The organism is Rhodanobacter sp. BL-MT-08 (assembly GCF_054161255.1).
The window spans coordinates 558,830-579,950 of record NZ_CP167872.1; the positions used below are offsets into that span (position 1 = coordinate 558,830).

20 protein-coding genes are annotated in these 21,121 nt (G+C 64.9%); 9 read left to right on the plus strand and 11 right to left on the minus strand.

Going from position 1 to position 21,121, the window contains the following annotated elements; translation table 11 throughout:
• Genes ACDK93_RS02260 through ACDK93_RS02270 form a run of 3 tightly spaced genes read right to left on the minus strand, consistent with a single transcriptional unit; the run spans position 1 to position 2,884 of the window.
• A complete protein-coding gene (locus tag ACDK93_RS02260; RefSeq protein ID WP_458070967.1) occupies positions 1-1,356 on the minus strand; it encodes a GldG family protein in 1,356 nt (451 codons plus the stop codon).
• A complete protein-coding gene (locus tag ACDK93_RS02265) occupies positions 1,356-2,126 on the minus strand; it encodes an ABC transporter permease (RefSeq protein WP_458070968.1) in 771 nt (256 codons plus the stop codon). Before ACDK93_RS02265 ends, ACDK93_RS02260 begins: the two co-directional genes overlap by 1 nt.
• Positions 2,123-2,884, minus strand: coding sequence for an ABC transporter ATP-binding protein (locus tag ACDK93_RS02270; RefSeq protein ID WP_458070969.1), 762 nt, complete (start codon positions 2,882-2,884; stop codon positions 2,123-2,125). The genes ACDK93_RS02265 and ACDK93_RS02270 overlap by 4 nt, the downstream gene beginning before the upstream one ends.
• Before the next feature lie 176 nt (positions 2,885-3,060).
• On the opposite strand from ACDK93_RS02270, the gene ACDK93_RS02275 reads away from it, so the two are divergent.
• Positions 3,061-4,254, plus strand: a complete 1,194-nt coding sequence (locus ACDK93_RS02275; RefSeq protein ID WP_458070970.1) for a DesA family fatty acid desaturase — start codon at positions 3,061-3,063, stop codon at positions 4,252-4,254.
• Positions 4,255-4,435: 181 nt separating this feature from the next.
• On the opposite strand, the gene ACDK93_RS02280 is transcribed toward ACDK93_RS02275, so the two are convergent.
• The 3 genes from ACDK93_RS02280 to rpmB form a co-directional block, all read right to left on the minus strand.
• The gene (locus tag ACDK93_RS02280) at positions 4,436-4,846 is read right to left on the minus strand and encodes a thiol-disulfide oxidoreductase DCC family protein (RefSeq protein WP_458070971.1); all 411 of its coding nucleotides are present in this window, start codon (positions 4,844-4,846) and stop codon (positions 4,436-4,438) included.
• A gap of 259 nt (positions 4,847-5,105) precedes the next feature.
• Positions 5,106-5,273, minus strand: a complete 168-nt coding sequence (gene rpmG, locus ACDK93_RS02285) for a 50S ribosomal protein L33 (RefSeq protein WP_072759007.1) — start codon at positions 5,271-5,273, stop codon at positions 5,106-5,108.
• A gap of 10 nt (positions 5,274-5,283) precedes the next feature.
• On the minus strand, positions 5,284-5,520 hold the full coding sequence (gene rpmB / locus ACDK93_RS02290; protein WP_179478178.1) for a 50S ribosomal protein L28: 237 nt from the start codon (positions 5,518-5,520) through the stop codon (positions 5,284-5,286).
• A gap of 344 nt (positions 5,521-5,864) precedes the next feature.
• Between rpmB and secB the strand changes: the two genes are divergently transcribed.
• From secB to ACDK93_RS02305, 3 genes are all read left to right on the plus strand, one after another.
• The gene (gene secB / locus ACDK93_RS02295) at positions 5,865-6,368 is read left to right on the plus strand and encodes a protein-export chaperone SecB (RefSeq protein WP_458070973.1); all 504 of its coding nucleotides are present in this window, start codon (positions 5,865-5,867) and stop codon (positions 6,366-6,368) included.
• Positions 6,369-6,383: 15 nt separating this feature from the next.
• Positions 6,384-7,409: an NAD(P)H-dependent glycerol-3-phosphate dehydrogenase gene (locus ACDK93_RS02300; RefSeq protein ID WP_458070974.1), complete on the plus strand. Its 1,026-nt coding sequence runs from the start codon at positions 6,384-6,386 to the stop codon at positions 7,407-7,409.
• A 127-nt stretch (positions 7,410-7,536) separates the two neighbouring features.
• The gene (locus tag ACDK93_RS02305; protein ID WP_458072322.1) at positions 7,537-10,554 is read left to right on the plus strand and encodes a DEAD/DEAH box helicase; all 3,018 of its coding nucleotides are present in this window, start codon (positions 7,537-7,539) and stop codon (positions 10,552-10,554) included.
• 60 nt (positions 10,555-10,614) lie between these two features.
• On the opposite strand, the gene ACDK93_RS02310 is transcribed toward ACDK93_RS02305, so the two are convergent.
• From ACDK93_RS02310 to ACDK93_RS02320, 3 genes are all read right to left on the minus strand, one after another.
• Positions 10,615-11,298 carry an HAD family hydrolase gene (locus ACDK93_RS02310; protein ID WP_458070975.1) on the minus strand — a complete coding sequence of 228 codons (684 nt, stop codon included), beginning with the start codon at positions 11,296-11,298 and terminating at the stop codon, positions 10,615-10,617.
• Between the two features lie 109 nt (positions 11,299-11,407).
• Positions 11,408-12,421: a glucokinase gene (gene glk / locus ACDK93_RS02315; RefSeq protein ID WP_458070976.1), complete on the minus strand. Its 1,014-nt coding sequence runs from the start codon at positions 12,419-12,421 to the stop codon at positions 11,408-11,410.
• A gap of 126 nt (positions 12,422-12,547) precedes the next feature.
• Positions 12,548-14,074 carry a S53 family peptidase gene (locus tag ACDK93_RS02320; protein WP_458070977.1) on the minus strand — a complete coding sequence of 509 codons (1,527 nt, stop codon included), beginning with the start codon at positions 14,072-14,074 and terminating at the stop codon, positions 12,548-12,550.
• Between the two features lie 219 nt (positions 14,075-14,293).
• Here ACDK93_RS02320 and hemB point away from each other — a divergent pair, with 219 nt between their 5' ends.
• Entirely contained in the window at positions 14,294-15,283 is a 990-nt protein-coding gene (gene hemB / locus ACDK93_RS02325; RefSeq protein WP_458070978.1) for a porphobilinogen synthase, read from the plus strand.
• A gap of 187 nt (positions 15,284-15,470) precedes the next feature.
• Here hemB and ACDK93_RS02330 read toward each other — a convergent pair whose 3' ends face one another.
• Complete coding sequence (locus tag ACDK93_RS02330; protein ID WP_458070979.1) at positions 15,471-16,460, minus strand: IS5 family transposase; 990 nt, start codon at positions 16,458-16,460, stop codon at positions 15,471-15,473.
• A 209-nt stretch (positions 16,461-16,669) separates the two neighbouring features.
• Between ACDK93_RS02330 and ACDK93_RS02335 the strand changes: the two genes are divergently transcribed.
• The 4 genes from ACDK93_RS02335 (at position 16,670) to ACDK93_RS02350 (ending at position 19,534) form a co-directional block, all read left to right on the plus strand.
• A complete protein-coding gene (locus tag ACDK93_RS02335) occupies positions 16,670-16,858 on the plus strand; it encodes a hypothetical protein (protein ID WP_458070980.1) in 189 nt (62 codons plus the stop codon).
• Positions 16,859-16,873: 15 nt separating this feature from the next.
• Positions 16,874-17,074, plus strand: coding sequence for a hypothetical protein (locus tag ACDK93_RS02340; RefSeq protein WP_458072323.1), 201 nt, complete (start codon positions 16,874-16,876; stop codon positions 17,072-17,074).
• 197 nt (positions 17,075-17,271) lie between these two features.
• Entirely contained in the window at positions 17,272-18,312 is a 1,041-nt protein-coding gene (pyrC, locus tag ACDK93_RS02345) for a dihydroorotase (protein ID WP_458070981.1), read from the plus strand.
• Positions 18,313-18,565: 253 nt separating this feature from the next.
• Positions 18,566-19,534, plus strand: coding sequence for an IS110 family RNA-guided transposase (locus ACDK93_RS02350; RefSeq protein WP_458070982.1), 969 nt, complete (start codon positions 18,566-18,568; stop codon positions 19,532-19,534).
• Positions 19,535-19,568: 34 nt separating this feature from the next.
• On the opposite strand, the gene ACDK93_RS02355 is transcribed toward ACDK93_RS02350, so the two are convergent.
• Positions 19,569-20,936 (minus strand): glutamate--cysteine ligase, encoded by a 1,368-nt coding sequence (locus ACDK93_RS02355; protein ID WP_458070983.1) that lies wholly within the window; start codon positions 20,934-20,936, stop codon positions 19,569-19,571.
• Positions 20,937-21,121: the final 185 nt, after the last annotated feature.

A 21,121-nucleotide genomic window follows, 5' to 3' on the forward strand; every position in this document is an offset into this window, starting at 1 on the left:
TCAACGCCGCCGCCGGCGCCATACGATGAGCGTGCCGATCAGCAGCAGCAGCACGGGCAGCCCGATCAGAAAGCCGACGCTCACGGCGCTGAGCTCGTCCTGCGATATCTGCATGATCCGGTCCGGCGCGCCGCGCGGCGGCAGATCCACCAGCTTGTCGTCACCGAGCAGCCAGTCGAACACGCGCTCGCCCAGCGCACGGTTGCCGCCGTTGCCGAGGAAGCTGTTGGAAAGAAAATCGCCGTCGCCGATCACCACCACGCGCTGCTCGCTCTTGTCCGGGCTCGGCGAGAGCCGGCTCAGGGCAAAGCCGAAATCCAGCGGCCCCTTCAACTCACCGGCTGCGCCATCGAAGCGGATGTCGGAAGGTTGCGTGTTATCGATCGGCTTGAACTCGGTCCAGCTCTGCGGACTGGAGCGCAGGAAGGCATGCACGGCCCAGTCGCCCTGCGCGACCTGCGCCAGCGCCGACACCTGCGGGAACAGCGTGGTCAGAGTGAAGCCGCGGGTGATCGCGTTGGGCACGTAGTCGCCGAGCGCAATCATGCGGGGATCCTTCAGACCCAGCGCGGCACCCGAGCCATCGACCAGCACGCCGGGCAATACCCGAACGCTCAGCGCGGCGGATAGCGGACCGAGCCCCAGATCGCTGTTGCCCGGTTCGGTCAGCCACAGCAGGTTGCCGCCGTTCTGCACATACGTCACCAGCGCCTGCACGGCGCCAGGCGGCAAGGGCAGGGTCGGGCTGGCAAGCACCACCAGATCGGTGTGTTCCGGCACCGCCGAGGCCTGCGAAAAGTTGAGCGGCACGGCGCGCATGCCGCGACCTTCCAGCTGCGCCATGAAGGTGCCGAGGTCGGCGTTGGCCTTGCCGTCGGCGCGGCGCTCGTCGTCGCCGGTGACGAAGGCCACGATGCGGTCGTTGCCGCGCACCAGTCGCTCCAGCGCATTGGTGAGACTGCGCTCGGAAAGTTCATCCAGCCGCTGTTCGCGGCCGCGGTAGTGGACGATCAGCGCGCCATCCACGGTGATGCCCAGCTCGCGCATCTTCGCCGGGTCCAGCTGCGGGTCGACGAAATGCAGCGTGAGGTCGGGTTTTACCTGCTGATAGCGCTGCAGATAACCGGCCACGGTCTGGCGCAGATCACCCTGCGGATTGGCGTAGCTGACGATGTCCACCGGACCGTCGAGCGTGGCGAGCACCGCGCGGCTTTCCGGCGACAGGCTGCTGCGCCCGTTGGCGGTCCAGTCCGACTCGTGAAAAATGCGCGTGCTGAGGTAGCCCACGGCGCCGGCGACAAGCAGAAGGATCAGCGCGAACAGCCAGCCGTCCAGACGTCTAAACAAAGTGCGCATCAGCCGCGCTCCCTTTCGGCGGACAGCCGTTGCGTGGCCAGGGCCAGCGACACCGCGATCAGCAGCACAAACCACACGATGTCGGTGGTCGACACCAGCCCGCGCAGCATTGGCTGAACGTGCGAGCTCATGGCCAGCCAGTTGATGGCGCCGCCGTTGATCCCGGCCATCTGCGCGCCTAGGTTGACGCTCCACAGCGCCAGCGTGATCACCAGTGCGGCGGCCGCGGCGATCGCCGGGTGCGAAGCAAACGCCGAGCAGGCGATGCCCAGCGCCGCCAGCGAGGCCAGCATGAGGGTAAGCCCCAGCGCCGCCGCTGCCAGCTTGCCCCAGTCGAGGCTGATGAGATGAGCCAGCGCCAGCGGCATCGCCAGCGTCAGCAGCAGCCACAGCAGCAGCCATCCCAACACGGCCAGATATTTGCCAAGCACGATGCGCGAGGCCGTCACGCCCGCGGCGAACAGCAGCGGCAGCGTGCCGTTGCGCCGCTCGCCGGCGATTACCGACATGGTCAGCAGCGGCACCACCAGAAAACCGAGCTGAACCAGCTGGGCCAGCAGCGGCACGGCCACCAGGTCGGTAAAGCCGGGGCTGTCGGGCAGCGCGGCGCGCTGCATCTGCGACGCGAGAAAGCCGCCCATCAGCAGGGTGAAGTTCCACGCCAGCCACGCCAGCGTGATGGCGGCCAGCACCCAGGCTAGCGGACGCACGATCAGGCGACGCCATTCCAGCCGCGCCACGGCGGAGGTATTCCTCGCGAAATAACTCATGCGGCGCGCGCCGCGCCGGCGTCGCCGTGCATGGCAATGTCGAAAAAGGTTCGCTCCAGCGCCGCGTGATCGTCGCCCTGCACGAGGCCGTCGTGGCGCAGGGTGCCCTCATGCAGGATGACGACGCGGTCGCAGACGGCGGTGACTTCGGTCAGCAGGTGCGTGGACAGGATCACCGCCGTGCCGCTCGCTGCCTGTTCGCGAATCACCGAGCGCAAGGCGGCAACCTGTACCGGATCGAGCGCGTTGGCCGGCTCGTCCAGCACCAGCAGGGCCGGGCGGTGCAGCAGGGCGCAGGCCAGCCCGAGGCGCTGACGCTGGCCCTGCGAGAGCACGCCGGCCAGGCGATGCGCCAGCGGCTGCAGTTCCAGCCGTTCGATGATTGCGGTGCGGGCCTCGCGGAGCGCCTTAGCCTTGAAGCCGCGCAGGCGGCCGTGGGCGTCGAGGTGTTCGCCAACGGTGAGTTCGGGCCACAGGGGCGCACGCTCGGGCAGCCAGCCGATCAGCCGGCTCGCCAGTTCGGGATATTCGAGGAAATCCTCGCCATTCAGCTGGATGCCACCACTGTCAGGGCGCATAGCGCCGGCAATCATCGACAGCGTGGTCGATTTGCCGGCGCCGTTGACGCCCAGCAGGCCCAGCACCTGACCGCGCTGCAGCTGAAGATTGAGCCCCTCAACGGCGCGGCGGCCGGCGCGGCGGCGGGTGAGACGGTCCAGTTGCAGAACGGGAGCTGAGGATAGGGTGTTGGCAGTCATTGCCTGATTGTCATCGCGACGCCATGGTTAAACAACAGGTCGTCATCATGGCGCCGCCACATGCCTTTTTCACATTCTCTCGCTTGACCAGCTGCTACTATTTATGATGAGACCATGCTGGCAAGTACGGAATTCGCCAACTAGACTCATCTGACTCACTACCTCTTGGTGTCTCTATGCTCGACGCGGTGCTGAACTTCCTCAACAACGGTGTCACCGGCGCAAGCTGGGGCGACATGTTGATCTACCTGCTGGTCGCGACCCAGCTCACCATCTTCACGGTGACGCTGTATCTGCACCGTAGCCAGACGCACCGCGGCGTGGATTTTCATCCGGCGCTGGCGCACTTCTTCCGCTTCTGGGGCTGGATCAGCACCGGCATGGTGACGCGTGAGTGGGTGGCCGTGCATCGCAAGCACCACGCCAAGGTCGAGACGGTCGACGACCCGCACAGCCCGATGATCTACGGCATTAAGAAGGTGTTCTGGGACGGCGTCTCGCTGTACCGCGAGGCCTGCTACTCCAAGCAGGACATGGAGCAGTACGGCCGCGGCACGCCCGACGACTGGGTCGAAAACAACGTCTATGGCGCCCACCCGTACTGGGGTCCGACGCTCATGCTGCTGATCAATCTCGCCCTGTTCGGCGTGATCGGTGCGGCCATCTGGGCAATTCAGATGATCTGGATCCCGTTCTGGGCGGCCGGTTTCGTCAACGGTATCGGCCACTGGTGGGGTTACCGCAACTTCGAGAGCGCCGACACCGCCCGCAACCTGATTCCGTGGGCTTTCTGGATCGGCGGCGAAGAGCTGCACAACAACCATCACGCATTTCCGAGCTCGGCCAAATTCGCCCTGCGCAAGTGGGAATTCGACATCGGCTGGGCGGCGATCTGCGGCCTGCGCGCTATCGGTCTGGCCAAGGTGCTGCGAGTGGCGCCCTCGCTCGACGTGCGTCCCAACGTACCGCTGCCGGACGCCGACACGCTGCGCGCCGTGCTGACGCATCGCTTCCAGGCCATGACCGATTTTTACCGCGGCGTGATCGTGCCGACCATCGGTGAGGAAGCGCAGCACGCCGGCGAAAGCCTCAAAGCCGTGCCGCGCCGCCTGCGCCGCGCGCTGGCCGACGGCGGACGCTGGCTCGACAACGAAGGCCGCGATCATCTGCAGGCAGCTTTGGCCAAGCGTCCGACGCTGAGCACGGTGTACGACTTCCGTAATCGCCTCGCGGCGTTGATGGAGCAGCGCGGCGCCGATCAGGCCCTGCACGGACTGCAGCAGTGGATTCGTGAAGCCGAGGAAAGCGGCATCCGCGCCCTGCAGGATTTTGCGCAGAGGCTGAAAGGTTACGCGGTCGCCGCGCACTAAGCCGAGCGCATGTTTTTACCAAAATACCCGCCTTTTCGGCGGGTACTTTTTGTTTGGCGAGATGCGCATGACTGCGCGCGCTTAATTATTTTTGATGCCGATGGCGTTTCTTGCCCGGAAATTGGCCTGATATAAGGCCCCCCAGCGCGGTCGCGCAACGTCTTGCCATGCGTGCTGGCTATCAGTCGAGAAAGCGATCGGCGCGGGCGGCATCGGGCATCCTGCACTGCGCGCGTTGACCAAATAGACGATAGCGGTGTCGCGCCACCCAGCGATAGGCCGGGTCGCGAATAAAGCGCGGCACGGCACGAATCGCCCAGGCCATGATCTTCCAACCTCGGCCAAGCCCGCTGAGTACGCGGATGAGCGCCTCGGTATCGGTGAACCCGGCGCCGTCCTGCACCAGCAGAAACGATGATGGATCGTCTGGCGAAAGGCCGTGCGTCTGCAGCAGGCGTCGGCCGTGGTTACCCTGCATGGCCGCAAGACGATATCGACCGGTGCGATCGTGGCGCAGTAGAAAGTCCACCCAGCGGTTGCACAGCAGGCAGACGCCGTCGAACACCACGATCGGCCGAGTATCCGTATTCATCAAAGATCTCCGGCGAGCGCGAAATGCCGCCAGGTGCGGGGCTAGGGTAACCGGGACATGGGTGTGTAACGTGTAGCGTCCGTTTTTGACACGCAGCGAACCAGACAGGGAAGTGGAAGCAAGTTCATGCCTCTCCGATGCGGACTGCCCGGTGGGGTCGGTGCCGCTAGCGCCAAAAGAAAACCCGCCATGAGGGCGGGTTTTCTGTCGCGGCGTTGAAGCCGCTGCTACCGGGTGGCATGCGCTTGCGCGCGATCGATTACTTGATCTTGCCTTCCTTGTAGATCACGTGCTTGCGCACGACCGGATCGTATTTCTTGAATTCGAACTTTTCCGGCGTGTTCTTCTTGTTCTTCTGCGTGGTGTAGAAGTGGCCGGTGCCGGCCGAAGAGATCATGCGGATCTTGTCTTGTGTCTTGTTAGCCATGGCTCAATCCTCAGACCTTGTCGCCGCGGGCGCGCATCTCGGCAATCACGGCTTCGATGCCGTTCTTGTCGATGGTGCGCAGGGCATTGTTGGAAACGCGCAGCTTGATCCAGCGATTCTCGCTGGCAACCCAGAAGCGGCGCTCGTGCAGGTTGGGCAACCAGCGACGGCGGGTGCGGTTGTTCGCATGCGAGACATTGTTGCCGGTCTGCACACCTTTACCGGTGACTTGACATACACGGGCCATAACGACCTCCTAGATTGGGTTTCAAGGCCGAGGCGCGTTGCCAGGATCCATGAGAACCGCGGATTCACCACCCGTTAGCCAGGGCAGTATCGGCCCAGCGGCGACTGGCGCCACGCGATGCTGGAGAGTGTTTCCAACGCAATGATCGCAAGGCCCGCATCGCGTGGCGGGCTCCCCGAAGTATCGGGTCGGCACTGGCTAGCCGCGTATCATCGCAGAAACACCGGGCTGCGCGCAATCAACCGCACCGATTCGTCGATCACCCGGCGTGCGCGCCGCGGGGATGTATGGAACAATCCACCTCTTTTTTGTTCCACATAGACTAACGACCCGAGGAAATTCCGATGGCAGAAATGATCACCAACGGCCAGGCCAATGGCCAAGCCGACCAGCCGCAGCTGGTGGTGCAGAAGATCTATGTGAAGGATGTTTCCTTCGAAGTGCCCAACGCGCCGCAGATCTTCCAGGACGTCAACGAAACCGAGCAGCCGCAGGTCCAGCTGAATCTGGGGCAGAAAGTCACCGACATGGGCAACGACCAGTTCGAAGTGGTGCTGAGCCTCACGTTGACCTGCACCGTCGGCCAGCGCACCGCGTATCTGGCCGAAGTGGAGCAGGCCGGCCTGTTTGGCATCGCCGGCTTCAACGAGATGGACCAGGCCGGCATCATCGGCAGCTACTGCCCAAACCTGCTGTTTCCGTACGCCCGCCAGACGATCTCCTCGCTGGTGCTGGAAGGCGGTTTCCCGCCGTTCCTGCTGCAGCCGATCAACTTCGATGCGCTGTTCGCCGAACAGCAGCGCCGCATGATGGGCGGCGACGAGGCCCCGGCCACGCTCAACAGCTGAAGTTGAGCGCTGGACATGGCTGAACGTTCCACTCTGGCGGTGCTCGGCGCCGGCTCCTGGGGTACCGCGCTGGCGGCGCTCACCGCACGCAACGGCGTGCCGACCACGCTGTGGGGGCGCGATCCGCAGGCCCTGGCCGAGATGGCCGCCAGTCGGTGCAACCAGCGCTATCTGCCGGATATCGAACTGCCCGAGCAGCTGCACTACGAAAGCGATCTGGCCGCCGCCGTGCGCGGCGCCAGCATCGTACTGATCGTGGTGCCCAGCCACGCATTCGCCTCGATGCTTCAGGAGCTGGCGCCGCTGCTCGATGCCCATACGGCGATTGCCTGGGCGACGAAAGGCTTCGAGCCCGGCACCGGCCGGTTCCTGCACGAACTGGTGGCGCAACAGCTGCCGGGCCGGCCGGCAGCCGTGATCACCGGCCCGTCGTTCGCGCGCGAAGTGGCGGCGGGTCTGCCCAGCGCCGTGACCGTGCATTCGGAAAACGCGGCCTTTGCGCAAACCGTGGCCAGCCTGCTGCATGCGCCGAACCTGCGGGCCTACTCAGGCGGCGACATGCTGGGCGCGGAGCTCGGCGGCGCCATGAAAAACGTGCTGGCCGTGGCCACCGGTATCGCCGACGGCATGGAGCTGGGGCTGAACGCCCGCGCCGGCCTGATCACCCGCGGCATGAACGAAATGCTGCGCCTCGGCTTGGCGCTGGGCGCGCGGCCGGAAACGCTGATCGGACTCTCCGGCCTGGGTGACCTGGTGCTCACCTGCACCGGCGATCTTTCGCGCAATCGGCGGCTCGGTCTGGCGCTGGGCCGCGGCATCGCGATCGACGAGGCCGTGCGGCAAATCGGTCAGGTGGTGGAAAGCGTGCTGACCGCCGACGAAGTCGCCCGACTGGCCGACAAGCATGGCCTTGATCTGCCGATCAGCGCGGGCGTGCGCGCCGTGCTGCACGGCGACGTGACGCCGGTCAACGCGCTGCGATCGCTGATGGCGCGCGAGCAGAAGCCGGAATATCCGCGCGGCCTTTTCGGCGCCGGTTAGCCGGTCTGGCCGGCCCGGTGCCGGCCGCTCGCGCGACGGTTTGTAAAGACCGCGGCGCAACGACGGTTGCAAGTCTCCCGGCACTGCTAAGCTCGGTGTTTTGGTCGTCGCCACGGGCCGCATGCGGATGCATCAACCGGACGAAAAAGAGCAGGCCGCGGCGCCCGCCGCAGGCGATGAGGAGACGCTGCCGCTGGCGTGGCGGCGCCTGCTGGCTGCGCCCAAGCCGGTGGCCGCCGAAGACCACGGCGTGCTCGGTTTCTTCCTCGAAGTGATGCCCGAAGAGGGCGCCGTCTACGCGCATATCGACGTGGCGCCGGTGCTGCTGGCGCAGCTGGAGAACGGCCGCTACACGCGCCCGGTGCCGCTGGACAGCAAGCATCTTGGCCAGCTGCCGCTGCAGCCGCACGAGCAGCGCCTCGCCGCCACGGTGCTCGGCCTGCCGCAGAGCCTGCGCAAGAGCCGCAGCTACGCCCGGCTCAGTGGTCACGTCGGCGACACCTTGCTGGCCGAAGTGCTGGATACCGCGCCGTGCTTTCTGGGTGGCCTGGCCGGGTTGCGCCTGTCGCGCGGCAAGTCGCATCCGCTCAACTGGCATTGGGTGATGGAGTCCGACGGCAGCCAGCGCCTGCTGCCGCAGTTGTCCAGCAATCAGCGGCTGCTGCGCATCGACAGCCTGTGGTACCTCGACGCCGAGCGCGCCACGCTGGGCATGCTCGACGCGGCCGCGGAGGAAACGCTGTGGCTGGAGCTGCCGCCGCTGAAACACGAGCACGGCAAGCGCCTGCGCAGCCGGCTGCCCAACAGCCGCCTCGCCACGCGCGTGCCGCTGCCGCAGGTCTTTGGCGAGCTGCGCCGCTCGCAGCTGGCGCCCAAGCCGGTGCTGACCCTGCATGCGCTCACCCGACACGCGCGGCTGGCCGCTGGCACGCCGCCGCTGGGCTATGCGCGGCTGGCCTTCGACTACGCCGGCGAGCGTCTGCCTGGCCGCGGCGGCGATCCGCTGGTGCGCCGCGTGCGCAACGGCCAGCTGGTGGAAATCACCCGCCGCCGCGCCGACGAGCTCTCGGCGATGGAGCAGCTCGAGCACGCCGGCCTGACTCCCGGCGTCGATACCGAAGGCCTGCCCTGGGACGTCGCCGATACCTTGCCCGACGACGCGTGGCTGTTTCCCGGCACCGGTTACGCTGGGGCGCTCGAGGTCAACACGCCGGCGCGCTGGCTGGCGCTGCGGCCGAAGCTCGAGCAGGAAAACTTCCAGGTCGAATACGCGCCGAGCTTTCCGTTCGAAGTGCTCGAAGGCCCGGTGCGCTGGTACGGCCACGCGGTCGAGGACACCGACGATCACGCCTTCGATCTGGAAATCGGCATCGAACTGGACGGCCAGCGGCACAACCTGCTGCCCGCCGTCGCCCAGGCGCTGACGGAAAATCAGCTGAGCCTGCGCCCCGCGCCGAACGAACCCGAGGATGCCGTGTGGTACGCACCGGTCGACGCGCGCCGACGCGTGCCGGTGCGGCTGAAGGAGCTGCGCGGCCTGCTGGCGCCGCTGGCCGAATACCTCGAAAAGCCGCGCAAGAAACTTCACCTGCCGCGCGTCCAGGCCGGTCGGCTGGAGGAGCTGGTCGACGCCATGCCCGGCGGCAGCGCGCTGGAGGCCTCCGAGTCGCTGCGCGGGTTTGCCGGGCGCCTGCGCCATGCGGCCGAGCGCGCCAGCGACGAGGTGCCCGAAGGCCTCACCGTCGAGCTGCGTCCGTATCAGCGCGAAGGTCTGCGCTGGTTGAACGCGCTGGCGGAAGCTGGCGTCGGCGGCGTGCTGGCCGATGACATGGGCCTGGGCAAAACGCTGCAGCTGATCACGCATCTGCTGTCGCTGAAGCAGGGCGGCGCGCTGAGCCAGCCGGCGCTGATCGTGGTGCCGACCAGTCTGATTCCCAACTGGCAATCGGAAATCGCCCGCTTTGCGCCGATGCTGAAGGTGCTGACCCTGCACGGGCCGCAGCGCGCCGAGGAATTCGCCCAGCTCGGCGCGCAGGACATCGTGCTGACCAGCTATGCGCTGCTGCCGCGCGACGTGGTGCCGCTGCGCAAGCAGCCGTTCGCGCTGATCGTGCTGGACGAGGCGCAGCAGGTAAAAAACCCGCGCACGCAGGCGCGCCGCGCGCTGCTCAGCCTGCGCACCTCGCGCTACGTCTGCCTCACCGGCACGCCGCTCGAAAACCATCTCGGCGAGCTGTGGTCGCAGGTCGATCTGGCCGTGCCCGGTTTGCTGGGCGACGAAGGCGCGTTCCGCCGCTTCTATCGCGTGCCGATCGAAAAGCAGCACGACGAGGAATGCCAGCAGCGGCTCAATCTGCGCCTCGCGCCGTTCATCCTCCGACGCACCAAGGCGCAGGTGGCGCAGGAGCTGCCGCCGAAAACCGAAATCACCCGCCGCGTGGTGCTCGAAGGCCGCCAGCGCGATCTGTACGAAGGCCTGCGCCTGTCGCTGGCCGAAGAGCTGCGCGAGGTCATCGCCCAGCGCGGCATCGCGCACTCCGGCATCGTGGTGCTGGACGCGCTGCTCAAGCTGCGCCAGGTCTGCTGCGATCCGCGCCTGGTGAAGCTCGAGGTCGCGCGCGGCGTGCACGAGTCAGCCAAGTTCGAGATGCTGATGGAGATGCTGCCGGCGCTGCTCGACGAGGGTCGCAAGGTGCTGCTGTTCTCGCAGTTCACCGGCATGCTGAAACTGATCGCCGCCGAACTCGATAAACGCCGCATCCGCTACGTCACCCTCACCGGCGAAACGCGCGATCGCGCCGAGCCCGTGCAGCGTTTCCAGAACGGTGAGGTGCCGCTGTTCCTGCTGTCGCTGAAAGCCGGCGGCGTCGGCCTCAATCTCACCGCGGCCGACACCGTCATCCACTACGACCCGTGGTGGAACCCCGCCGCCGAAGCGCAGGCCAGCGACCGCGCCCATCGCATCGGCCAGGACAAGCCGGTTTTCGTGTTCCGCCTGATCACCAGCGGCACCGTCGAAGAGCGCATCGAAGAATTGAAAGCACGCAAGGCCGAACTCGCCGCCGCCGTGCTCGAAGGCGGCGGCAGCCGCGAAAAGCTCAGCTTCGATCAGGGCGATCTGGATGCGCTGCTGGCGCCCGGCTAAATATCTGAATCCAGATTTTTGACATCATCCGCACGGCTTTATTTGCCGAAGCGCGTGAGCTCAATCGCGCGACGCGATCTCGTCGATATGGTGAAGCATGTCGGCGGGGTCTTCGTAGACGCGGAACGCGCCGGCCTGCTGCAGTTCGGCAATGCCATAGCCGCCGGACAGCAGACCCACGCCGAGCGCGCGGGCACGCTGCGCGGCGAGCATGTCCCAGACGCTGTCGCCGATGACCAGCGCGTTGCGGATGTCCACGCCCAGCCGATCGGCGGCGGCGATGAACAGGTCGGGGTCGGGTTTGGCGTGGCGCACCTGATCGCGCGTCACCACCGGCACCGTGGTGGGGTCGACGCCGAGCGCGGCCAGATTGTGGCGCGCAGTTTCCATCCGACCGCTGGTGGCGATCGCCCAGGGGAATTTGTTTTCGGTGAGGAAATCCAGCAGCTCGCGCGCGCCGGGCAGCGGTTGCACCGCATCGGCCGCGGCCAGCCGACCAAAGGCCGCGGCGTGGTTGTGGCGGAGGCGCAGCAGTTTGTCGTCGCTGATGGTGACACCGGTTTCGCGCAGCAGCATGTTGAGAAACAGGCCGCCGCTCATGCCGATGCGACGGTGGATGCGCCACACCGAGACCGGCACGCCCTCGGCATCCAGTGACTCCTTCCACGCCAGCACATGCTGGTAGACGCTGTCGACCAGGGTGCCGTCGAGATCGAACAGAAACGCGGTTTTATCAAGCGACATGAGAACTCCGGCGGCGCAAAATTAACGAACGATTATGTCAGGCCGGATGTGACGACCGCGCGGCGCACCGCACGATCTCGTTTTGCGAACGCTGAAGAACGCTGACGTTCTAGTCGCGGCGATTCAGCAGCGAGCCGCCCGATTCCACGATCGCGAGCGCTGCGGCGCCCACCAGGCCGGGCTCCGGATTCATGATCGCCTGCGTTGGCACCTTTTCCATCGTGTCGCGGAAACGGCCCTTTGCCTCGAAGCGCTCGCGGAAGCGGCCGCGCTCCATCCACGGCAGCAGGATCGGCACCAGGCCGCCAGTGAGGTATACGCCGTCCCAGGCGCCGATGGTCATTACCAGGTCGCCGGCGACGCTGCCGAAGATGCCGGCGAAGGTTTCCACCACCTGCACGCACAGCGGGTCGCTGTTGCTGTTGGCGCGCTGACTGATGTCTTCGGGCTTCAGCGATTCGGGCGTCTTGCCGGCGATCTCGCACAGCACGTCATACAGGTTGACCAGGCCGTTGCCACAGATCAGCCGCTCGTTGGACACGCGGCCGTAGCGCTGGTTGAGGCGCTTGAGAATTTCGATATCTTCCGGCGAGTGCGCCGCGAAGCCGGCGTGGCCGCCTTCGGTCTGCAGCACGCTGCACTTGCCCTGGCGGATCAGCAGGCCGCCCACGCCAAGCCCGGTGCCGGGGCCGACGATGACGAAGGTCTGCTCGTCCTGCGTGCCGGGTTTGGGCAGCGGCAGGCCGCCGACAGGCACCAGATCTTTCGGCTGCAGCAGCATGACCGCCATGCTCTGGGCGGCAAAGTCGTTGACCAGATGTACCGACTCCATACCCAGTTCGGCCTGCAGCTTCGGCGCGGAGATCGCCCACGGATTGTTGGTGATCTGCACCGTCTCGCCTTCGCTGATGCGCCCGGCGGCGGCGATCAGCGCACGGTTGGCTTCCAGCCCGCTGTCCTTGAAGTACTGGCGTGTCGCGTCGGCCAGCGAGGCGAAGTGGTTGACGTGATAGCGCCGTACGGTGTCCATCTGCAGCGGCGTGGCCCCGTTCGGGTCGGACAGGGCAAATCGCACATTGGTGCCGCCGAGATCGGCTAGCAGGGTCGGGGCGGAAACACGCATCAGAGCTCCATCGGACAAAGCGGAAAACGCCAAGCCTGCCGGGAATGCCGCCCATCGTCCAGCCTTGCGGTAAATCACGGCGCCTCTTGTCGCGCTGCGAGGCGGCAAAACCGCGCCGCTCGCGCGTTATTTCTTGCCGCTCGCGCTGCCGCCCGAGGCGCTACGCAGCGCCTTCAGCAGCGCCTCGCCGTTCGGGCTGCCCAGGCCTGTGCAGGCATCCCAGCCGGCGGCCGCCTTGTACGTACCATTGTTGCCCTGGGTGATGTCGTGAAAGGCGGCCTTGCCGGCGCGATACAGCGCCGCGTGGCCATCGCCCAGCGTGGTGCCGAGCGCCTGATTGAGCCGCGCCACCAGCGCTGCCCACAGCGGCGCCACGGCGCTGGTGCCGCCGTACACCACGTCCTTGCCGTCGACGCGTATCTTGTAGCCCGTCAGCGGGTCGGCGTCGCCGGCCACGTCGGGCACCCCGCGCCCATTGAAGCTGGCCGCACCGGTTGGCACCTTCGATGAGGCTTGCCACGTGGGCAGCGGATAGACAGCACTCACGCCGCCCCCAGTCGCGCCGTTGCCGGTGGCGGTTTCGTTCCACACGACTTCGCTGGCTATCTTGCTGCCGCTGGCGGTGAGCCTGGTGCCGCCGCAGGCCAGCACGCTGGGACTGGAGGAGGGAAAGTCCACGTGCGGCTTGCCGTCGGTTTCGCCATCGGTAGAGCCGGCGTCGCCGGCGGCCACGGTCACGGTAATGCCGAGCGCGATGGCGTCCTGCAGCGCCGATTCCAGCGCATCGCGGCCCTGCGGTGCCCAGCTGTCCTCCGGGCCACCCCAGCTGATCGAGATTACCGTGGGCTTGTTGGTGGCGTCGTGCGCGGCCTGGGCGATGGCGTTGTAGAAGCCCTGATCCGTATTGGCTGCGAAGTAGACGACAAATTTCGCACCGGGCGCCAGCGCGCCGGCCACCTCGATATCCAGCATCACCTCGCCATCGGCATCGCCGCCGGGCGTATTGCTGGCGCCGTCGACCGACACGCTCGTCACCGTCGGCCCCTTGATGCCCAAGCCGGAAAAATACGTGTCCAGATCGGCCTGCTGATAGCCGCCGCCTAGCTCGATGATCGCAATGGTCTGACCGCTGCCATCGGTGCCGGCAGGAAACTGGTACAGCTCGCCCAGCTGCAGCGGCGTAAAGCCGTTGATCGGCTGCGCCAGCGGCTTGCGGAAGTGCGCGGTGGCGACCGGACGCTTGTCCAGGCCGAGCACCGCAATGATCGCCGGATCGGGCAGGGTGGGCTCCTGCGCACAGCCGACGAAGTGCGCGCCACTGCTGCCTATCGCGTACTGGCCCAGGTCCACGCCGAAGGCGTCCTTCATGCTCTGCGCGGTGCCGCTGAGATGCAGCGTGCGCCGATCCATGTGGCAATCCAGCTCGCGCATGCCGTGTTTCTTGCTGAGCGCACGCACGCGCTCCACGTCGGCCGGGTCCGCGCCGTGCTGGGCAGCGTAATCCGCGCGGGACATCGCGGCGTGTGGCCACGCGGCGGCGGGCGGCGCGGCGCGATGGCGAAAAACCAGGGTCACGTCGACAGTGGCGTTCGGATCATGCGGCCCGATGTAGCGGACGTCGGCGGGCAGGCTGGAGCGGGTCGTGGCATTCATGAACTTACCTCGGAGCAGTGGCGATCGATGGTGGACATGTCGAGCATGCGCAAGACTGCGCTCATGTGGCGAGATGCACGACACGTTCGGGTTCCGGCGTTCAGCGCCCGGTGAGGTCCGTGCAAGCCACGCATGCTGCGACCACTGCGGCCTGCCGTCGCGCATGTGTTGGCGCGATCTGGCCTAAAATGAGGACCTTATTCAAAGTCAGGATTCGCGATGAGCTTTCCCGCCATCCGCATGCGCCGCATGCGTCGCGATGCGTTTTCCCGCGCGCTGATGCGCGAGCACACCTTGCACAGCAGCGATCTGATCATGGTTGCCTTCGTGATCGAGGGCGAAAACCGGCGCGTTGCCGTGCCGTCGATGCCGGGCGTCGAACGGCTCTCGATCGATCTGCTGCTGGAGTTGGCTGGCGAATGCGTGCGGCTGGGTATTCCGGCGCTGGCGCTGTTTCCGATCACCGACGCGCCGAAAACCGAGGACGCCGCCGAAGCGTGGAATCCCGATGGCCTGATGCAACGCGCCACCCGCGCGCTGAAAGCGAAATACCCCGAGCTGGGCCTGATCGGCGATGTGGCGCTCGACCCGTACACCTCGCACGGCCAGGACGGCCTGATCGACGAAAACGGCTACGTCGTCAACGACGCCACCGTCGAGGCGCTGATCAAGATGTCGCTGGCGCAGGCTGAAGCCGGCATGGATTTTGTTGCGCCGTCGGACATGATGGACGGCCGCATCGGCGCCATCCGCGACGCACTCGAAGAAGCCGGCTACATCCACACGCGCATTCTCGCCTACTCGGCGAAATACGCCTCGGCGTTCTACGGCCCGTTCCGCGACGCCGTCGGTTCGTCCGCGAATCTCGGCAAGGGCAACAAGCACACCTATCAGATGGACGTGGCCAACAGCGACGAAGCTCTGCGCGAAGTCGAACTGGATATCCAGGAAGGTGCCGACGCCGTCATGGTCAAACCCGGCCTGCCGTATCTCGACATCGTACGCCGCGTAAAAGACGCCTTCGGCGTGCCGACCTTCGTCTATCAGGTCAGCGGCGAATACGCGATGCTCAAAGCCGCCACGCAAAATGGATGGCTAGATGAGAAGGCCGTGGTGCTGGAATCGCTGACGGCGATGAAGCGCGCGGGGGCGGATGCGATTCTTACGTATTTTGCGATTGATGCGGCGCGGTGGATTCGGGGGGAGTAGCTTTCAAATTTTATTGATGCTGCGTCGATTGCAGCGTTTGGGAAGGTCTGATCAACCCAACTTCGTAGGCGTCGTCAGTCTTCGGCTCGACGCACGGCCTCGGTGAGTGGCGTCCATGCGGTTAAACAGCCAATGCTCGCCGCGTTTTGGCCGCGTTTCGCTGCCAAAACGCGGCCTTCAGGCGCACCTATCTTGTCTTTGCAAGCAAATACTCGCGGGACATCCACAGGTTGCTCAACGCGAACAGCGTCAGCACCTGTGCACCGTTCTTGGCCAGACCACGATAGCGCGCCTTGACGTGACCGAATTGCCGCTTGATCACGCGGAAGGGGTGTTCGACGACAGCGCGGATCGATGCCTTGATGTGCTCGATCTGTTCGGTCAACTCGCGCAAGGTCTCATCCTCGATCGCCTTGACCTTGCTCCGCTTGGCGGCGATATACCACTGGCGCCCACGCTTGGCCTTGGCGTGGTTCTGCGCGCCGACGTAGCCGGCGTCGCCAAACACGGCGTGCTCTTTGCCGTGTAGCAGATCGCCCACCTGGGTGACATCGCCTACGTTGGCCGCTGTCGTCACCACGCTGTGAACCAGGCCAGTGGCTTCGTCCACACCAATGTGGGCCTTCATGCCGAAGTACCACTGATTCCCTTTCTTGGTCTGGTGCATCTGCGGGTCGCGCGCCTTGTCCCGATTCTTCGTCGACGACGGCGCGCCGAGAATCGTCGCGTCCACGATCGTGCCCTGCGAGAGCTTCAGCCCTTGATGGTGCAGATGCCGGTTCACCGCCTCGAAGAGCGTCTTGGCCAGCCCGTGCTTTTCCAGCAGGTGGCGGAACTTGCACACCGTCGTTTCATCCGGCGCCGGCTCGCGCCCCAGATCGATGCCCACAAACCGCCGCATCGACGCCGAGTCGTACAACGCTTCCTCCACCGCCGGATCGCTCAGCGCGTACCACTGCTGCAGAAAGTGGATGCGCAGCATGCGCTCCAAACCCACGGCCGGTCGGCCGCCGCCATCGGCGCGTGGCTTGGGGTAGAACGGCTCGATCACCGCGCACAGCTGCGACCACGGCACGACCTTGTCCATCTCCGCCAAGAACACATCGCGTCGTGTCGCCTTGCGGTGAGCTTCAAATCCTCCGTCGACTTGTGTCGCCAAGGTCAGCTGATCGGTCATCGTCTACACTCTCTCGCATCGGGTGCACGCTTCGACAACGAAGCAAAATCAGAGTTTCCTTTGCTCCATTGCGTAGGTTGGGTTGAGCCCGCGAAACCCAACTTGTTCGGAGCCTGCTATTGGGCATCGCTTTGCTCAGCCCAACCTACATGACGGCGCAATTCGAGGCGAGGTGTCTTCAGAAAATAGCAGCGGGCCTGGACTGAAAGATGACTAAAAGAAAGAGGCTGACCTTCTGGGGAGCCGACGAGAACGACGACAGTCTTCCGCGCAGCGTCATGGAAGGACGCAAGACGGTCACCGCCGAAACTGTCGAGGATTATTACAAGCCGTACGGCGACTATGGCGACGGGAGTTACGAACCAGGCGATATCATTGAAGTTTACGATCTGAAGTAGCGGCTTCGTTGCATCATCAGGGCGACCAAGGTCTACATCATTGAATTCGGCAACGTTCCGGAAGAAGTCTGGCGAGGCGAAACATTTTCGAGTGCAGAAGAGTTTCGGGAGTGCCATATTCGCTGCATGCCGAACGTTGATCTGCATGACCGCTTCGAGCTGGTGATACTTCACTTTGAACTGGTCGAGGTCATTGCGCGGGAAGTTGCCGACTGAGTTTTATTACAAGGTTGGTTGAGCCTGCTACCGTGGAGGCAGGATGCCGAAACGAACATTCGCGCGGCGAATGGCCCGCAGGGCGGCTCGCTGAGGCGAGCCGTCAACCCAACATGTTCGAAGCCTGATGTTGGGCATCGCTTTGCTCAGCCCAACCTACGACGATCCTTTCCGCTATTCACTACCTGAGTTTTGCCATGACACCCACGCGCCTTGAAATTACCCGCCCCGACGACTGGCATCTGCATCTTCGCGATGGCGATGCGCTGGCTTCGGTGATTGGCCATACCGCGCAGCGATTCGCGCGCGCGATTGTGATGCCCAACCTGAAACCGCCGGTGACCACGGTGGCGAAGGCTGAGGATTATCGTGGGCGGATTCTGGCGAGCCTGCCGGCCGGTATGCGCTTCGAGCCGCTGATGACGCTGTACCTCACCGAGAACACTTTGGCCCAAGAGATCGTGCGGGCCAAGGAGAGTAGCAGCGTGTTTGCGGTGAAGTATTACCCGGCGGGGGCCACGACCAATTCGCAGTCCGGCGTGCGCGAGCTGTCGCGGGTGTATCCCGTGCTCGAAGCGATGGAGCGGCACGATCTGCCGCTGCTGTTGCATGGCGAGGTCACCGATCCGGATATCGACATCTTCGATCGCGAACGCGTTTTCATCGAGCGTCATTTGCTGCTGCTGCAGGCCAGGTTTCCGGCGCTGCGCATGGTGCTTGAACACATCACGACGCGCGATGCGGTCGAGTTCGTGAGCGGTGCCCCGGCGAATGTAGCGGCCACGATCACGGCGCATCATCTGCTGCTGAATCGCAATGCGCTGTTCGAAGGCGGCATGCGGCCGCACAACTACTGCGCGCCGATCCTCAAGCGGGAGACGCATCGCACGGCCTTGCTGCAGGCGGCGACCAGCGGCGACACGCATTTTTTCCTGGGCACCGACAGCGCACCGCATCCGCGCGAAGCGAAGGAAACGGACTGCGGCTGCGCGGGGCTCTACACGGCGCACGCGGCGCTGGAGTTTTACGCCGAAGCGTTCGAGCAGGTGGGCAAGCTTGATCGGCTGGAAGCTTTTGCCAGCTTTCATGGCCCGGATTTTTATCGCCTGCCGCGCAATAAAGAACGCATCACCCTTGAGCGCACGCCGTGGATCGTGCCGGGCGAATATCCGTTGGCGGGATCGACCTGCAAGCCGATGCGTGCTGGTGAGTCAGTCGCCTGGTCCATCGCGAGGTAGGTTGGGGTGAGCGCAAGCGAACCCCAACGTCGCGGGAACGTTGGGCATCGCTGCGCTCAACCCAACCTTGTATTGTGATTTTGCCCGAGTCGCTCTTGGGCAAAGCGTGTCCGGATGCCGTGCCCAACCTTGGCTCCACGCCGCGGCGTAGATTGCGCACCGGACACGCGTTTCACCCTTGCTCGACCTCGAACAGTATCTTCGGCCCGGCCGTTGCCGGCAGCCTGCATTCACAAGGTGGAGGACGCAAGCGATGAGTAGCTCGATGGTTCCCCTGGGTATCGATGTGGCCAAGGCCAAACTGGATGTTGCCTTACGTATGGGAGACAAATACCGCACCAAGGTTTTTGCCAACACCCCGGCCGGCTTCGCCGAGCTGATTCGTTGGCTGGATCATCACGGTGTCTTGCACGCGCATGCATGCATGGAGGCGACCGGTATGTATTGGGAGGCTATAGCGGCGGATCTGGCCGATGCCGGTCATCGGGTGTCGGTGATCAACCCGGCGCTAGCCAAAGCGCATGCCAAATCCATGGGCTTGCGCAGCAAGACCGACCTCATCGATGCCAAGGTGTTGGCGGACTTTTGCCTGCACCAGCAACCCCCTGCGTGGACGCCACCGTCGGCGGCTGAGCGACGGCTGCGCGCGCTGGTTCTTCGCCATCAGGCCCTGATGGACATGCAGACGCAGGAAAAGAACCGCTGCGAAAGCCTGCGCGAGGAAACCCAGGCGAGCGTGCACGCGCATCTGGACTGGCTGGCTGCCGAGCTCAAGCGTATCGAGACGGCCATCGGGCAATCGTTGGACGATGATCCAGACCTGCGCGGCAAGCGCGATCTGCTGGCCTCAGTGCCCGGGCTGGGCAAGCGCACGATCGCGGTGCTGCTGGCTTATGGCGTGAGCAGCCAGCGCCTTGACACCGCCCGCCAGTTCGTCGCATTCGCCGGACTCAGTCCGCGGCTACACGAGTCCGGCAGCAGCGTGCGTGCTCGCCCGCGGCTATCCAAGATCGGCCACGCCGTCTTACGCCACGCGCTGTACATGCCCGCGATGGTCACCCTCTATCGTACCCACTGGGGCAGGCGCTTCCGCGAACGCCTCAGTGCCCGCGGCAAGCCCGCTAAACTCATCATCGGCGCCATGATGCGAAAGCTCGCCAACGTCGCTTTCGGCGTCATCAAGTCGGGAAAAATGTTTGATCCGAACCTGCACGGCGCTTGACGGGCGTAACAGTATCTACGCGATCTACAGCTAATCAGTACGCGAACTCGCGGAACACCGGGTCGACGCTGCCGTTCCAGGGGCCGTGAAAGAGCTCGAGCTTGCGTTCGGCCGGGGTCTGGTTGGCCTGCACGATTTCGATCATCGGTTCGAGGAAGATGCTTTCGTCAGCGCCGTGCTGATTAAGCATGGCGCGGCGCTTGAGGCCTTGGCTGGCGATCTTCAACGCTTCTTCGGACAGGTCGCGCACGGTGCCGTTGCGGAACGGCAGCTTGAGGCCATATTTCGGCACGCCGTCGCGCAAGGCGTGACGTTCTTCGCGGCTGAAGTCCTTGACCAGATCCCACGCAGCGTCCAGCGCCTCGTCGTCGTACAGCAGGCCGACCCACAGCGCGGGCAGGGCGCATAGCCGGTTCCACGGGCCGCCGTCGGCACCGCGCATTTCCAGGTACTGCTTGAGGCGCACTTCCGGAAACGCGGTGGTGAGGTGGTCGGCGAAGTCCTTCATGGTCGCCTTGGTGCCCGGCAGCTGCGCCAGTTCGCCGGCCATGAACTTTTTGAAGTCCTGCCCGGCCAGATCGATGTACTGGCCGTCCTGAAAACTGAAGTACATCGGCACGTCGAGGATGTAATCGACGTAGCGCTCGTAGCCAAAGCTGTCGTCGAAGACGAAGTCGAGCATGCCGGTGCGATCCTTGTCGGTATCGGTCCAGATGTGCGAGCGATACGACAGATAGCCGTTTGGACGTCCTTCCGTAAACGGCGAATCGGCGAACAGCGCGGTGGCAATGGGCTGCAGTGCCAGGCTCACGCGGAATTTCTTGATCATGTCCGCCTGGCTGGAAAAATCCAGGTTCACCTGCACCGTGCAGGTGCGCGTCATCATGTCCAGGCCGAGCGAGCCGACCTTGGGCATGTATTCGCGCATGATCTTGTAGCGGCCTTTCGGCATCCACGGCATCTCGTCACGCTTCCACTTGGGCTGAAAGCCCATGCCGAGAAAGCCCAGGCCCATGCCGTCGGCGATCGAGCGCACTTCTTCCAGGTGCGTGTTCACTTCGGTGCAGGTCTGGTGGATGGTTTCCAGCGGCGCGCCGGACAGCTCCAGCTGGCCGGCGGGCTCCAGCGTGATCGATGCCATGTCTCGCGACAGTGCCACCGGGTTCTCGCCCTCGCGCGTCACGTCCCAGCCGTAGCGGGTGGCGATGGTTTCCAGCAGATGCTTGATGCCGCGCTCGCCCTCGAAGGTGGGCGCGCGCAGGTCGTCGGTGCGGAAGCCGAACTTTTCGTGCTCGGTACCGATGCGCCACGCCTCGCGCGGCTTTTCGCCGGCGGCAAGGTAGTCGGTGAGCTGCTGGCGGCCCTGAATCGGCGTGTTCTTAACGGCGCTGGGTATGGACACGGGGACTCGCCTTGCTTGGATATGCACAGACTAATGGGGGTGCGACATGACAACAAAAGGGCATGCCGGCGGATAATTGTACGCGAGAGTTCAGATGATGCTCGCGCTCGAGGCGGAGCGGATTGGCGCAGCCACCCGCGCGCCCCGGCGGGCGATCGCCAGAAACCGAAAAGGCCGGCAAATCT

Excerpts from the sequence above, each read along its gene's own strand:
- ACDK93_RS02260 (WP_458070967.1), bottom strand. The coding sequence starts at position 1,356 with ATGCGCACTTTGTTTAGACGTCTGGACGGCTGGCTGTTCGCGCTGATC.
- ACDK93_RS02265 (WP_458070968.1), bottom strand. The coding sequence starts at position 2,126 with ATGAGTTATTTCGCGAGGAATACCTCCGCCGTGGCGCGGCTGGAATGG.
- ACDK93_RS02270 (WP_458070969.1), bottom strand. The coding sequence starts at position 2,884 with ATGACTGCCAACACCCTATCCTCAGCTCCCGTTCTGCAACTGGACCGT.
- ACDK93_RS02275 (WP_458070970.1), top strand. The coding sequence starts at position 3,061 with ATGCTCGACGCGGTGCTGAACTTCCTCAACAACGGTGTCACCGGCGCA.
- ACDK93_RS02280 (WP_458070971.1), bottom strand. The coding sequence starts at position 4,846 with ATGAATACGGATACTCGGCCGATCGTGGTGTTCGACGGCGTCTGCCTG.
- rpmG (WP_072759007.1), bottom strand. The coding sequence starts at position 5,273 with ATGGCTAACAAGACACAAGACAAGATCCGCATGATCTCTTCGGCCGGC.
- rpmB (WP_179478178.1), bottom strand. The coding sequence starts at position 5,520 with ATGGCCCGTGTATGTCAAGTCACCGGTAAAGGTGTGCAGACCGGCAAC.
- secB (WP_458070973.1), top strand. The coding sequence starts at position 5,865 with ATGGCAGAAATGATCACCAACGGCCAGGCCAATGGCCAAGCCGACCAG.
- ACDK93_RS02300 (WP_458070974.1), top strand. The coding sequence starts at position 6,384 with ATGGCTGAACGTTCCACTCTGGCGGTGCTCGGCGCCGGCTCCTGGGGT.
- ACDK93_RS02305 (WP_458072322.1), top strand. The coding sequence starts at position 7,537 with ATGCATCAACCGGACGAAAAAGAGCAGGCCGCGGCGCCCGCCGCAGGC.
- ACDK93_RS02310 (WP_458070975.1), bottom strand. The coding sequence starts at position 11,298 with ATGTCGCTTGATAAAACCGCGTTTCTGTTCGATCTCGACGGCACCCTG.
- glk (WP_458070976.1), bottom strand. The coding sequence starts at position 12,421 with ATGCGTGTTTCCGCCCCGACCCTGCTAGCCGATCTCGGCGGCACCAAT.
- ACDK93_RS02320 (WP_458070977.1), bottom strand. The coding sequence starts at position 14,074 with ATGAATGCCACGACCCGCTCCAGCCTGCCCGCCGACGTCCGCTACATC.
- hemB (WP_458070978.1), top strand. The coding sequence starts at position 14,294 with ATGAGCTTTCCCGCCATCCGCATGCGCCGCATGCGTCGCGATGCGTTT.
- ACDK93_RS02330 (WP_458070979.1), bottom strand. The coding sequence starts at position 16,460 with ATGACCGATCAGCTGACCTTGGCGACACAAGTCGACGGAGGATTTGAA.
- ACDK93_RS02335 (WP_458070980.1), top strand. The coding sequence starts at position 16,670 with ATGACTAAAAGAAAGAGGCTGACCTTCTGGGGAGCCGACGAGAACGAC.
- pyrC (WP_458070981.1), top strand. The coding sequence starts at position 17,272 with ATGACACCCACGCGCCTTGAAATTACCCGCCCCGACGACTGGCATCTG.
- ACDK93_RS02350 (WP_458070982.1), top strand. The coding sequence starts at position 18,566 with ATGAGTAGCTCGATGGTTCCCCTGGGTATCGATGTGGCCAAGGCCAAA.